The 14010-nt window shown below is 64.9% G+C and carries 11 protein-coding genes; 10 read left to right on the top strand and 1 reads right to left on the bottom strand.

Features of this window, described 5'->3' with window-relative positions; translation table 11 throughout:
- The first annotated feature begins 25 nt into the window (after positions 1 to 25).
- Positions 26 to 1342, top strand: a complete 1317-nt coding sequence (locus tag JOE30_RS07345; RefSeq protein WP_204870056.1) for an NAD(P)/FAD-dependent oxidoreductase — start codon at positions 26 to 28, stop codon at positions 1340 to 1342.
- Between the two features lie 12 nt (positions 1343 to 1354).
- Positions 1355 to 2782 (top strand): aminobutyraldehyde dehydrogenase, encoded by a 1428-nt coding sequence (locus JOE30_RS07350; protein ID WP_204870845.1) that lies wholly within the window; start codon positions 1355 to 1357, stop codon positions 2780 to 2782.
- An 81-nt stretch (positions 2783 to 2863) separates the two neighbouring features.
- Here the strand turns inward: JOE30_RS07350 and JOE30_RS07355 are convergent, their stop codons facing one another.
- Entirely contained in the window at positions 2864 to 4534 is a 1671-nt protein-coding gene (locus tag JOE30_RS07355; RefSeq protein ID WP_204870058.1) for a CdaR family transcriptional regulator, read from the bottom strand.
- A 167-nt stretch (positions 4535 to 4701) separates the two neighbouring features.
- Here JOE30_RS07355 and JOE30_RS07360 point away from each other — a divergent pair, with 167 nt between their 5' ends.
- From JOE30_RS07360 to JOE30_RS07395, 8 genes are all read left to right on the top strand, one after another.
- Entirely contained in the window at positions 4702 to 5949 is a 1248-nt protein-coding gene (locus JOE30_RS07360; protein ID WP_204870060.1) for an FAD-binding oxidoreductase, read from the top strand.
- Positions 5950 to 6071: 122 nt separating this feature from the next.
- Positions 6072 to 7706, top strand: a complete 1635-nt coding sequence (locus JOE30_RS07365) for a GMC family oxidoreductase (RefSeq protein WP_204870062.1) — start codon at positions 6072 to 6074, stop codon at positions 7704 to 7706.
- On the top strand, positions 7703 to 8170 hold the full coding sequence (locus tag JOE30_RS07370; RefSeq protein ID WP_204870064.1) for a hypothetical protein: 468 nt from the start codon (positions 7703 to 7705) through the stop codon (positions 8168 to 8170). Before JOE30_RS07365 ends, JOE30_RS07370 begins: the two co-directional genes overlap by 4 nt.
- On the top strand, positions 8170 to 8580 hold the full coding sequence (locus tag JOE30_RS07375) for a nuclear transport factor 2 family protein (protein WP_204870065.1): 411 nt from the start codon (positions 8170 to 8172) through the stop codon (positions 8578 to 8580). The genes JOE30_RS07370 and JOE30_RS07375 overlap by 1 nt, the downstream gene beginning before the upstream one ends.
- A 142-nt stretch (positions 8581 to 8722) precedes the next feature.
- Positions 8723 to 10903 carry an FAD-dependent oxidoreductase gene (locus tag JOE30_RS07380; RefSeq protein ID WP_204870066.1) on the top strand — a complete coding sequence of 727 codons (2181 nt, stop codon included), beginning with the start codon at positions 8723 to 8725 and terminating at the stop codon, positions 10901 to 10903.
- Between the two features lie 15 nt (positions 10904 to 10918).
- Complete coding sequence (locus tag JOE30_RS07385) at positions 10919 to 11698, top strand: SDR family NAD(P)-dependent oxidoreductase (protein ID WP_204870067.1); 780 nt, start codon at positions 10919 to 10921, stop codon at positions 11696 to 11698.
- Positions 11699 to 11739: 41 nt separating this feature from the next.
- A complete protein-coding gene (locus tag JOE30_RS07390) occupies positions 11740 to 12588 on the top strand; it encodes a polysaccharide deacetylase (RefSeq protein WP_204870068.1) in 849 nt (282 codons plus the stop codon).
- A gap of 39 nt (positions 12589 to 12627) precedes the next feature.
- The gene (locus JOE30_RS07395; RefSeq protein WP_204870069.1) at positions 12628 to 13794 is read left to right on the top strand and encodes an acyl-CoA dehydrogenase family protein; all 1167 of its coding nucleotides are present in this window, start codon (positions 12628 to 12630) and stop codon (positions 13792 to 13794) included.
- Positions 13795 to 14010 lie beyond the last annotated feature (216 nt).

Genomic DNA, 14010 nt, shown 5'->3' on the forward strand with positions numbered 1-14010 from the left:
CGGCACCGAGACTTCAGGAGAACGCATGTCGGACGAACGCTACGACGCCGTCGTCATCGGTGCCGGTATCGCGGGCATCACCGCGGCTCGCGATCTCACCGACCGCGGTCGTTCCGTGGTGGTGCTCGAGGCGGGGGACCGGACAGGCGGGAGGACGTACAACCGCCCCTTCGCCGGACTCGATCTCACCGTCGACCTCGGGGGAAGTTGGATCAATCGATCGCTGCAACCGCACATGAGGCGGGAGACCCAGCGGTATGCGATCTCGGTGACAGAGGATCCGTCCATCACCGGAGCCTCGTTCTACACCGGCGGACGCCGTCGGTTGATGCCCGTGCCTGCCGACGAGATCTCCGATCTCGAACGTGCGCTGGCATTTCTACGAGATGCTTCTCGTCGCGTGGACACAGACCGACCGCTCAGCGAGCAACCGATCACGGACTTCGACGTCACGCCCGACGAGTTCTTCACCGGACTCGAGCTTCCGGAGCTGACCCGCGAACTGCTCTACGGGATGATCTCGTGTTATTCCGGTGCGCCGTGCACGGAGATGTCGATGTTGCACATCGTTGCCCAGGTCGCCGCTTACGGACACGCCACGACAGGCTTCGTCACTGCGCTGACCGAACGTTTCGTCGGCGGCGGTGCCGCACTGTTGCACGCGATGATCGACCGTTCGCGCCTCGAGGTCCGGCTCGGACACACAGTGGCTCGGATCGCGCAGGATTCCGACGGCGTCACCGTGTCCACCGTGGACGGACAGCATGTCGACGCACGGGTGTGCGTCCTGGCCACACCGACCAACGTCATACGTCACATCGATATCGTTCCGGGGCTCGATGCCGAGAAGCAGAAGGTACTCGCGCACAATCACGTGAGCCGGGCCACCAAGGCGTGCATTCTGGTCCGCAACCTCGGGGGCCGACCCTTCGCGACGGGTACGGGAACCTTCCAGATGATCTCGCACGCGTACCAGGTCGACGACGAACGCGACATCCTCTATGCCTTCGGATGCAAGGGTGGCGACGACGACATCGATCTGAACGATCGGGCGGCGGTTCGAGCCGCGGTCCACCAGTACTACCCGGACACCGAGGTCCTCGCAGTGGACCACCACGACTGGAACGCCGATCCGTTGTTCGACGGTACCTACCGCGTGGACCGCGCGCACGAGGCGTTGACGTCGCTGGCCGTACTCAACCGGCCGGAGGACCGGATCGTCCTCGCGGGAACGGATGTCGACGATTCCGTGTGGCGGACCTGGATGGAGGGCGCTCTCAACAGTGCAATATTCGCCGCCGGCCACGCCGACGCGCGACTGGCCACCATCACCAGCGACTAGGAGATATCCATGATGACCGAATTTCACAACGTGATCGGCGGCCGCGAGGTCGGCAGTGCATCGGGTCGGACCTACGACGTGTACGACCCCTGCACGGGCGACGTCTACGCGCAGGCACCCCTGTCGGACGAGGTCGACATCGACCGTGCCTACGCCGCGGCAGCGGCCGCACAGAACGCATGGGCGCGGACGACGCCGCAGGACCGATCCACGGCCCTGCTTCGGATCGCCGACGCCATGGATGCGCACGCTGCCGAACTCACCGACCTCGAGGTCCGTGACACGGGCAAGCCGTACGCACAGACCCTCGCCGAGGAGATCCCGGCATCGTCGGACGTGTTCCGCTTCTTCGCCGGCGCAGCGCGAATCCTGGAGGGACGTTCGGCCGGGGAGTACATGGCCGGGCACACCTCGTGGATCCGGCGTGAGCCCATCGGCGTGGTCGGGCAGGTTGCTGCCTGGAACTATCCGCTGATGATGATGGCGTGGAAGATCGCCCCTGCCCTCGCCGCGGGCAACACCGTCGTGCTCAAGCCGGGCGATACCACCCCGGCCAGTTCGACCGTGTTCGGCCGCTTGTGTCAGGACATCCTTCCCGCCGGCGTGCTGAACGTCGTGTGCGGAGGGCGGGACACGGGCCGAGCGCTGGTTGCCCACAGGACGCCCGAGTTGGTGGCGATCACCGGTTCGGTGCGGGCTGGGATCGATGTGGCCACGTCGGCAGCCTCCGATCTCAAGCGGGTTCATCTCGAGCTGGGTGGCAATGCGCCCGTGCTGGTCTTCGACGATGCCGATATCGCTGCTGCGGCAGCGGCCGTGTCGGCCGGCGGTTTCGTCAATGCCGGTCAGGACTGCACTGCGGCCACCCGAGTCCTGGTGTCCACGAGGATCCACGCGGATTTCGTGGCAGCTCTCGTCGAGGCGTCCGCAGGGGTGCGGACGGGTTCCTCTCACGACAATGGTGTCACTTTCGGGCCGTTGAACAGCGAGAATCAACTACGTCATGTCACCGGCCTCCTCGACCGGGTGCCTTCGCATGCGCGAGTGGAACTGGGGGGATCGAGGCAGGGCGACAGCGGGTACTTCGTCGAGCCGACGATCGTCTCGGGTCTGCGCCAGAACGACGAGCAAGTGCAGACGGAGATCTTCGGACCCGTGATCACCGTCCAGGCGTTCGACACGGAGGCGGAGGCCATGACGTGGTCCAACGAGGTCGACTACGGACTGGCGGCAAGTGTGTGGACCTCGAACCACGGGCGGGCTCTGCGCGCATCGCGGGACCTCGACTTCGGGACCGTGTGGATCAACACCCATCTGACGACTGTCACGGAAATGCCGCACGGAGGATTCAAGCACTCCGGGTACGGAAAAGACCTGTCGATGTACGGATTCGAGGACTACACCCGGATCAAGCACGTCATGTCGAACATCGACGTCTGACCGGGATCGTGCGGCAGGTGTGCGGACAGCCGCTCGGTCGGCCGACGGGCCGAGCGGCGCGCACCGGCGGGATGGACGAGGTCAGTTGTCGTCCATGACGACGCCCGGGCCGGCTTCGGTACCGGGATAGTCGGTAGGGGTGCCGCTGGCTGCGATGTCGGCGGCGCGTGCGTGGCCGGAGTTGCGACGAGTCACCCGTGCCGTGCGTGCGTCGAGTTTGCCGCTGAGTTCCAGCGCCGTCAACGCGAGGTAGACGGACGAGATGTCGCCGGCGTCCTTCAGATGGACATCGAGCGCTTCCTCGATCTTGGACAGTCGGTATCGCAGGGAATTGTGGTGGATGTCGAGTTCGGCCGCAGCAGCGATGATGTTCTGACCGTGATCGAAGTATGCGCGCAGCCCGTCGATCAACGCCTCCCGATCCCGAATGCCGGCGAAGTACACCTCGGCGCGAGCGGCCATCTGATCGAGTCCTACATCGGAGAAGAGAGCAGTGGCGAGGTCGAAGTCCTCGTAACTCATCGTCGTCTTCTGAGATCCGTTGCGGCGCAATGACTGCACAGCGAGCTGTGCGTCGTGGTAGGAGTCTGCCGCATCTGCGACCACTGTGATCCGTCGACCGATTCCGCAGTGAAAATTCACCGGACCGGACTGGCGTGACAGCAGGGCTGCGATCTCGGGAGTGTCGGCCTGGGCCAGCACCGTCACCGTGTTGTCCCGCACCGTGATCAGGTGTGACACGCTGGCGGCGGCGAGCGTCGCGGCAGTGGCGGCTGCGAGTTGTTCGAGTGTTTCGGCCAACCGTGCCTTTCGGGTCGAGCGCACCGGTCGCAGCACTACCACCCGCGCCGCGCCGGTGAAGGTGACGCCCAGGCCCGCAAGTCGTCCCGCAAGCTCCGGATCGTCGCGGATCGGGCGCAGCGCCAGAATCTGTTCGAGGACCGTGGCCCGGATGGCCCGCTCCTGGGCACGGGAGATGGTCGTCATCCGGCGATCGACCTCGACGAGCGTCGCGGCCATGTGAACCGCCGCGATGACGTACGGATCGGGGAAGGGTTGACGTCGTGACGTCGCGACGAGCCAGCCGAGATGCTCGTCGGGCTCGTCGAAGTCCTCCAGGCGTGTCGCGACGCCGTGCCATCCGTCGATGTCGATGATCTGCGATTCGGAGTGCGTCTTGGAGATCTCTCCGAACAGTAGCGACAGCGGAACAGGCCCGGTGGCATGGAGGACGTCGCCGTTCCGATCGAGCAGGACGATGGTCGCATTGCAGAGCTTCTTCAGGCGAGAAGCGAGACTCTCGATGGTGGAACGGTCAGCCAGCGCGCGGCTGAGGGTCCGCTGAAGGGATGCCAGGCGACGTGACACCGACTCGTCGACACTCTGCGCGGCACGCTCGGTGGCCGAGATGGCGTCAGCGGGCGTCCCGCCCTGTTCGAGGACGACGATCGCGTGGGTGCGGCTGCGGTCGAGGATGTACTCGGCGATCGTCTGGTCCGTAGGCGCGCGAACCACCACGGCGCGCGATTCTGCGCCGTCCAGCAGGGCGCGGACCGTGGCCACGTCGGTGAGGGCCTCCGGACAGACGACCAGTTGCTGGGTGTCGACTGGCATCGGGTCGGCGGCGAGCCAGATGACGGCACCGCTGACCTTGCGATCGAGCCACGCGCCACTGTTGCCGATGAGTGATGCCGCAGAACCTAATTCGCCCAGAACGGTGCCCAGCGTGCACTCCGCCGTCGTGCTGGACATCACAGCCTCTCTTCCCGGGTGTCGAGCACTCTACCGACATCTGGCGGGGCCGCCGATGGAATAGTTACGACACCTGCAGTCCGATCACTGGTGTTCTACTGTCGTTCGGGCGAGGTCGACTGACGTAGTGTGCGGTCATCGTTGCACGCTCGGGAAGGAGACCCGTCATGGTCGCCTCGGAACCACTCGCCACCGCCGACGTCATCGTGGTCGGTGCCGGCATCGCTGGAATGTGCACTGCGTACGAATTGCGAGCGAGAGGCTACGACGTCGCAGTCCTGGACCAGCGATTCGCGGCGTTCGGCGGCTCGGGCCGAAATCCGGGCGCCGTGTGGCTGCAACTCCAGCGCGGCGGCCTGGAGCTCGATCTGGCACGGGCAGGCGCCGCCCTCTACGCCGAGTACGCGGATCGCATCGGGGGTGGATTCGACCACCGCACCCGTGGTGGTCTGTTCTTCTACGAGACGGACGAGCAGCAGGAGATCCTCGCCGACTATGTCGCCGACAGGCGACGCCACGGACTCAGCGTCGAATTCGTCACGCGCGCAGACGCACTCGCGCACGCGCCCATGCTCCCGTCGACTGCGATCGGGGCAGTGTACTGCGCCGAGGACGCTCAGATCGATTCTCAGCGATTCGTTCGCGCACTCGCGACCAGTTGCACCGAGGCGGGTGTGAAACGGTTCGACAACACCCCGGTGTTGTCGACGATCCGACGCGGGGACACCATCACCGGAGTGCGGACCACCCGTGGCGACGTCCACGGACCGGGTGTCGTGTGGGCAACGGGCGCATGGGCGCGGGGCCTCGACGCGGAAGGTGTCTCCATCGCGTTGACCACGAGCCGGATGGGCCAGATCGTCACGCAGCCGCTCGCTCAACGACCGAGCGTGGTCATGCACGGTCCGCGCGGGGTGGCGTCCTGTGGTGCGCTCACCGACCTGCCCGGGTTTCGTCGCGAGGCTTTCGCGGCGCCGAACCCGCTCGGTGCGGTCCGCGACGACCCGGACGCGACACCAGCCGACTGGGATTACGACGACTCCATCACGCAGTTCTCGGACGGCTCTCTCCACATCGGATCCAGTATCGACATCACCGGTTCGCTCAACCCGCACATCAGCATGCGCGCGACGCAGTCGATGATCTCCACGACGATCGACCGGTACGCGGAGTACAGCACCTTCGGTGTCACGTCTCTGTGGGCGGGACTGCAGAGCACGACGGCAGACCTGCTGCCGGTGGTCGACAGAGTGGACGGCGCCTACGCCACGATCGGTCACGCCTCCGGTATGGCCACCGGGCCGGTGGCGGGTCGAATCCTGGCATGCCTGATCGCGGGTGAACACCACGAGTTCACCGATCGTCTCCGTGCGGATCGGCCCTCACTCACCTCTCCGCCACCTGCCCATGATTGACGCTCGCTGTGGATTCACCTACACATCAGCTCGTCGGTTGTCGTAATTCCGATACCCGCCTCCGGGCTCGGCTCCTAACTTGGGGGTAGTCAACAAACGCCACCACGGCCCGAGGGAGTGTCATGTCAGGCAAATTCGGCGGAGCGACCGAGACTCCGGATGTTCTGATCGTCGGGTCGGGCCCGTCGGGCGCCACCGCGGCACGCATTCTCGCGGAGGACGGTTTCAGCGTCACGGTGCTGGAACAAGGTGGCTGGTTCACCCGTGCGCAGTACGCCAGTGACAAGCGTGAGCGGGATGTGCTGTTGGCGGGTCCGTTGTCACCCGACCCGAACGTACGCAAGATGAGCTGGGACTACCCGGTGGACTGCGTCGACTCCGACGTTCACCCGCTGAACTTCAACGGGGTCGGCGGTAGCACTGTCTACTACGGTGCCGAGTGGCCACGTTTCGTCCCCTCGGACTTCCGTGTCAACAGTCTCTACGGCGTCGCCGACGACTGGCCGCTGACGTACGAGGATCTCGAGCCGTACTACTCGCTGTGCGACGAGATGGTCGGAGTGTCGGGGGTCGACGGCGACACGGCATTCCCGCCGGGGTGGGATCTGCCCCAGCCCGGTGTCCCCATCGGTCGCGCCGGCATCACTGCCGCGGAGGGTATGAACAAGCTCGGCTGGCACTGGTGGCCGGGAACCAACGCGATCATGACGCACAGCGCGGGGGACAGGGGTGCCTGCGCCCGGTGGGGGACCTGCATGTCGGGTTGCCCCGAGGGAGCCAAAGGATCCTTCGACGTCGCGATGTGGCCGGCCGCGCTCGGCGCGGGCGTCAGGCTGATCACCGGCGCTCGGGTCCGGGAGATCACCGTCGACAAGGCAGGACTCGCGACCGGGGCAACCTGGCTCGACGACGACGGCGCCGAGCACCACACCTCCGCGCAGGTGGTCATCGTGTGTGGAAACGGCGTGGGGACCCCGCGACTACTGCAGATGTCCACGTCGTCTCTGTTCCCGGACGGCTTGGCCAACTCGTCGGGACTCGTCGGGCGTCGTCTCATGATGCATCCCTTCGTCGGGGTGATGGGGGTCTACGAACGTGACCTCGAGAGCTGGCTCGGACCTTTCGGCGCTTCCCTGACCTCGATGCAGTTCGCAGAGACCGATCTGTCGCGTGGTTTCGCGCGTGGAGCCAAGTGGTCGTGCCAACCGATCACCAGCCCGATGGAGGTGCTGCACCGCTACTCCGAGCTCCCGCTCCCCGAACGGTCCGGCGCGGCGGGACAGCGTCTCGTCGAGCGGGTACTGGGCCGATCCTTCGAATGGGGTGCCATCATCGAGGACCTCCCGGACGAGTCGAACAGGGTCACGCTCAGCAACGAGATGGTGGACGGGTCCGGGCTACCTGCGCCCAAGCTGACGTACAAGATCTCCGAAGACACGCGTCGAAACATCGATTTCAATGTCGCCCGCATGCGCGAGGCACACGAAGCGGCCGGTGCCGTCGAGACACGGCGAGTCGACTGGCTGCCGTCGGTCGGATGGCACCTGTTGGGTACCGCACGCTGCGGGGACGACCCGAAGAACTCTGTGGTCGATCAGTACGGGCGCTCACACGACGTGCCCAATCTCTTCGTCATGGACGGCAGCGTGTTCGTGACCTCGTCATCGGTGAATCCGACGCCGACCATCACCGCATTCGCCGCTCGGGCAGCGATGCATCTGGCCGAGACCGCTTCCGCGCAGAAGGTTCCTGTATGACCACCACCGACAACGACGTGACCGAGATCGACAGCGCCCGCCCGGGCCTCGCCCTTCTGGTCGACGTGCTTCTGCCCGGCACCGACACTCTGCCTTCCGGGCGCGAGGTCGGTGCCCACGAGCGCTTGCTCGATCAGGTGCTCGCCGCCGATCCCGCACTGGCGGCACCGGTGATCGCCGCCGGTCGACGCGCCGGTGACGCGATCTCGGTGACCCTCGACGACGTCCAGATCTGGGACGCAGAGACCCGCGAGCCCGTCGTCTTCGCCTTGACCGCGGCGTATTACATGTCGTCCGCTGTCTACAAAGCGCTGAAGATTCCGCTTCCCGGGCCTCGTCCGATCAGACAGGCCACCGAGGACGAGAAGTACTCGGAGGAGCTTCTCGCTCCCGTCCGATCACGCGGGGCGATCTACGTGACCGCGCCGACGCCACCCGCTGCCGACACCCGAGAAGATCACTGATGGGTGCGAACACCCTCGAGGCCATCTTTCGTACCCAGATGGCGGCCTATGCCGACCGCGATGTAGAGGCTCTCGTCGCGACCTTCACCGAGGACTGCGTCCTGGTGGACATGGCCGACGCGGAACACCCGTTCGTCGGCACCGATGCCGTACGCGCATTTCTCCGAGATTATTTCGCCACCCTGCGCGACGTCGTCGTCGACGTGACGATGGTGACCACCGGGACGGACAGTGTCATCGGAGAACTCGACGTGACGGCGGACTACGTCGGGGCACCGTTCTCCGAGGAGAAACCCGTGGCCGTCCGCCTGCGTTACTGCGTGGCCGAGGAGTTCCGCGACGGCGGCGTGTCGAGGGAGCGTTTCTACTGGGACAGTGCAGATCTCGAGCGGCAGCTCACCGTGGTGTGAGATGGCCGCTATCGACCCGGACGTTGTAGGTATCACCAACTGGTGCCGGTGTCCGCGGTGAATCGCACTAGATACACCACGGTGGTCCCAGATTTACCGTGATCTCAGTTCACACATCACCATTCATGAAGAGGAATCGGACATGTCGCTCTCCCGCCGGTACTCCGTGTTGTTCGACGCCGTGCGCATCGGTCCGAAGGAATCCAAGAACCGCTTCTGGGCCACTCCCCACGCCATCGGTTTCGGCTCGGACCATTCGGGTTCCGCCGCCGGATACCGCAGCATGCGCGCCGAGGGAGGGTGGGGCGTCGTCTTCACGGAAGCGACGACGATCACTCCCGAGATGGACAAGTCGCCGCACCGGATGTCGCGGCTGTGGGACGAAGGGGACGTGCGGAACCTCGCCCACGTCGCGTCCGAGATCCAGCGCCATGGCGCGCTCGCCGGGATCGAACTGGAATACAACGCCGCCGTCGGTCCGATGACCGAGGGGCGTGGGTTGACCCCGCGCGCCATCGTGGCGACCCCGGGGGAGTCCTCGCTCGCTGTGCCGTACGCAGGTGGTCTCATCGAAGCAGACGGTGCGGCTCTGGCCGAGATTCGTGACATCTACGTTGCGGCCGCTCTTCGAGCGAAGAAGGCCGGGTTCGATCTGATCACTTTGCACTGCGGACACGCCGCGTCGATCTTGGCTCACCTGCTGATCCCCTATTACAACACCCGGACCGACGAGTACGGCGGCTCACTCGAGAACCGCGCTCGGTTCCACCGAGAAGTTCTCACGGCAGTCCGTGCCGCGGTCGGACCCGAGGTGGCCGTCGGGTTGCGTCTCGGCGTCGACACGCTCGACGCCCCTCTCGGCCTCGGTGACCGCGGGTTACGCGCCGACGCCGATACCCCGCTCTTCATCGAGCACATGGACGACCTCGTCGACTACTGGGATTTCGTCATCGGTGGTTTCGACTGGGCGCAGGACGCGCAGTCATCGCGTACGGCCGCCGAGAACTTCGAGAAGCCCTGGGTGGGTGGGCTGAAGGCGTTCACGACGAAACCCGTGGTCAACGTCGGTCGTCTGAACAGCCCGGACACGATGGTCGACATCGTGAACGCAGGCCAGTGCGACTTCATCGGTGCCGCTCGCGCGGGTATCTCGGATCCGTTTCTTCCGAACAAGATTCACGCCGGAAGCATCGAGGACATCCGAGAGTGCATCGGCTGCAACTACTGCGTGTCACGCGACATCGGCACCATGCCCATCGGGTGTACCCAGAATGCCACCACAGGTGAGGAGTTCCGTCGTGGTTGGCATCCGGAGAAGTTCACCCGGGCCGCCAACCACGAGAACGACGTGCTCATCATCGGCGCAGGACCGGCCGGCATGGAATGTGCGACCGTACTGGGCAAGCGCGGCATGCGCAACGTCCACCTGGTGGACGCGGCCGATCATCTCGGCGGAAGTATCGACTGGGTCGCCACGCTTCCCGGTCGGCACGAGTGGCGGCGGCTGATCGAGTATCGCGAACATCAATTGCGCAAGCTGGGCAACGTGGAAGTCATCCTGGGCAACCCGATGACGGTCGAGGACGTCCTCGACTACGGCGCCGGAATCATCATCACCGCCACCGGGTCGCACTACACCCGCGACGGAATCAACCCGCACGATCGAACGGCGTTCGGGCTCGAAGCCGTTCTCGGAGATCGTCTGCTGACCCCCGAGCAAGTGGTGCGTGACGGCGCCCCGGTCGGGCAACGAGTCGTGGTCGTCGATTCCGACGGCTACTTCATGGGGCCCGGCATTGCCGAGATGTTGGCTCAGCGGGGGCACGAGGTGATCCTCGCCGCTCGTGGTGAACACATCGGTGAGTACCAGCGATACACCCGTGAGATCACCCCGACCCTGCGGGATCTCCGCCACCTGAAGGTGGGACTACGCGTCGAGACCACCGTGACCGCGGTCGGCCCGGATAGTGTTCGGCTCAGCTCACCGGACCGTGACGACGAGGTGATCGGAGTCGACACGGTCGTCCTCGTCGGCACCCGAGCAGCGGACGACGAGATGTATCACGGCCTGATGGCGCGGCGAGACGACTGGCAGGCCAACGAGGTCTCCGCGGTGTACCGAGTCGGCGATTGCGTGCGTCCGCACTTCATCGCCGACGCCATCTTCTCCGGACATCGGTTGGCCCGCGAGATCGACAGCCCGGATCCGACCCGACCACTGCCGTTCATCCGCGAGCGTCGCATCATCGGCGGCGGCGATGCCGACTTCGTACTCGGCGCGCCGGCCCAGCAGCCCGTGTTCCTGAACCTGTCCACCCTCTAGCGAGAGATCACCAAGATGACGACTACACCGCGCACCGTCCTGATCACCGGCGCTGGGAGTGGTATCGGCGCTGCCGTGGCCGACACTTTCACAGCGCACGGTGACCGCGTCCACCTGCTCGACATATCCGAGTCGCGGCTCGAGTCGGTGATGGCCTCACTGCCGGAGGGGAGCGCAGAGTCGCACGTCGTCGACGTCACCGATTTCGACGCGGTGGGCAGTGTGGTCTCGTCGATCGCCGCCGCCGGACAGATCGACGTGCTCGCCGGTTGTGCCGGGGTGTTCGACGGCTTGGCCGGTATCGAACAGACCAGTCGCGCTCTGTGGGACCGGGTGATCGACATCAACCTCACCGGCACGTTCAACGTGGTCAAACCAGTTGCACAGCAGATGATCTCGCAGTCGTCCGGTTCGATCGTGCTCATCGGGTCCATTGCTGCGTCGCGTGCGCTGCCCGACGGGCTCGCCTACGTCACCTCCAAGGCTGCGCTGGAGGGCATGACGCGTCGTCTCGCAGTCGATCTCGGCCGATACGGCATCAATGCCAATCTCGTTGCGCCCGGTGTGGTCCAGACCGGCATCCGTGCCACGTCGGAGGAAATACTCGGTGACGTGGTGCCCGACACGAATGTGGGCGTCGGCACGAATCCTGACCTGATGAAGATGCTCATCCCGGTGCAGCGAGGCGGCCTCGCTTCCGAAGTGGCCGCGACCGTGTACTTCCTCGCCGGCGACGGCGCTGCCTACATCACCGGCGATGTCATCCATGTCGACGGCGGCTGGATAGCCACGTAGCCGACCCCCCTGTCCTGTCCGACATTCCGAGAGGTCCTCTCATGCCCCTGCAACTCCCCGACGGCAAGCGTCTGGCCGTCTCGCTGAGCCCGGACTTCGACGCACAGAGTGTGTGGATCGGGACCTTCCGGTCGACCTCCCAATCGAATCTCTCGCGAGGAGAGTTCGGCGCGGAGGTAGGCGCCCCACGCTTGCTCGACACGTTCGATCGCTTCGGAATCACGACCACCTGGTGCGTTCCCACGCACACCATGCAGACGTTCCCGGACGCGGTGGCCGCCGTCGTGGACCGGGGACACGAAATTGCGGCGCACGGGGTTTACCACGAATACGTACCCAAACTGGAGCTCGACGAGGAACGGCGGCTGATGGAGCTGCAGGTTCGTCTGCACGAAGAGCTCATCGGACGTCGTCCGCGAGGGTATCGATCACCGGCTCTCGACGTCACGGACAACACTCTCGCGGTGCTCGCCGAGTTCGGGTTCGACTGGGACTCGTCGCTCATGGGCCGAGACTTCACCCCGTACCACCCTCGAATGGTGACCACGATCGATCTGGAGAAGGGCAACACCTTCGGAGATCCGTCGCCGCTTCTGGAGTTTCCGGTGTCGTGGGGACTGGACGACTTCCCGGAGCTCGAATTGCTCAAAGGCAGTGCGACACAGCAGTCCAACGACACAGTGCTCCAGCGGTGGAAGGACGCGTTCGACTTCGCCTACGAGAGATGCCCCGGCGGAATGATGACGTGGACGCTGCACCCACAGACCATCGGTCGAGGATTCAATCTCCTGATGCTCGAACGATTTCTCCACCATGTCGTGAGCCACGACGGAGTCTGGTTTCCCACCATCTCCGAGGCCGCCGACGCCTGGACCGACCCGCCTGCCTGATCTGACCAGTCCTCATTCTCCCGACACCCAAGGAACATCATGCCCTCCGCTTTCGTACCCGCCGGCCTCACCGACGACCATGTACAGCTTCGCAAACTCGTGCGCGACTTCGTCAACGCTCGCGTCATACCCACTGCCTCGGAGCGCGAGGCCAAGGACGAATACCCGGACGACCTGATTCCCGAACTCGCGGATCTCGGTCTGTTCGGTATCACCGTCTCCGAGGAGTACGGCGGATCCGACCTCGACTACGTCAGCTACGGCTTGATCTTCGAGGAGTTGGCGCGGGGCTGGATGGCGCTCGCGAGTCTGGTCTACACCACGAGCTCGGGTGGGTACCTGATCAGCGAGTTCGGAACCGAGGACCAGAAGAACCGGTTCCTGCCGGACATGGCGGCGGGTCGGCGTATGAGCGGTATCGCGCTCACGGAGCCTTCCACGGGTAGTGACCTGAAGAAGATCACGCTGTCCGCCCGGCGCGACGGGGACAACTACATCGTCAACGGGAGCAAGATCTTCATCACCCACGCACGGCACGCCAACCCGTTGGTGACCCTGGTCAAGACCGATCCCACCATCGAGCCGGCACACCGCGGAGGCATCAGCCAGCTGCTCGTCGAGCAGGACACACCCGGGTTGAGTTACGGCAGCGACTACAAGAAGCTCGGTCACCGTGGACTCGAATTGTGCGAGGTCAACTTCGACAATGCAGTCGTGCCGGCGGCCAATCTCCTCGGCGGCGAGGAAGGCAAGGGCTTCTACCAGATGATGGCGGCTCTCGATCGTGGCCGCATCTACATGGCGGCGGCATCGACGGGTATGTCGCGAGCGGCCCTCGAGCATTCCGTCGAGTACGTCAAGCAGCGCGAGACGTTCGGCAAGAAGCTGTCCGAGCATCAAGCCGTCCAGATGAGGCTCGCTGACATGGCGACGAAGGTGGAGGCGTCTCGCCTGCTGTACCTCAACGCCGCTCTCAAGACCGATGCCGACGGTCGTGCGAGCGCCGAGTCCGGGATGGCGAAGATCTTCGCGACCGAGTCGGCGATGGAGGTCACCTACGACGCCATTCGGCTTCACGGCGGATACGGGTACATCAAGGAGTTCCCGCTGGAGCGGTACATGCGCGACGCTGCGCTCATGCCGATCGGTGAAGGTGCCAACGAGATGCTGCGCATGATCGTTGCCAAGGAATTGACGGCGAAGTAACACGTCCGGTCCGACGACGGGTCGATTACCAAAGCCACGCTGACGAATTCGTGAGTTCACCGATGGTTCACCATCGGTCGGAGCTCCATACTTCGGACCGAGGCGTGATTGCTGTCACGTACGAGAGATGATCGGAGACATCGGTATGGAGTCAACTGGATCGGTCGGACGACCGGTGACCGGAGAACCCGGTGCGACTGCACCGAAACTCGGCGG

Origin of the sequence: Rhodococcus sp. PvP016 (genome assembly GCF_017832185.1) — a bacterium.
Taxonomy (GTDB): Bacteria; Actinomycetota; Actinomycetes; order Mycobacteriales; family Mycobacteriaceae; genus Rhodococcoides.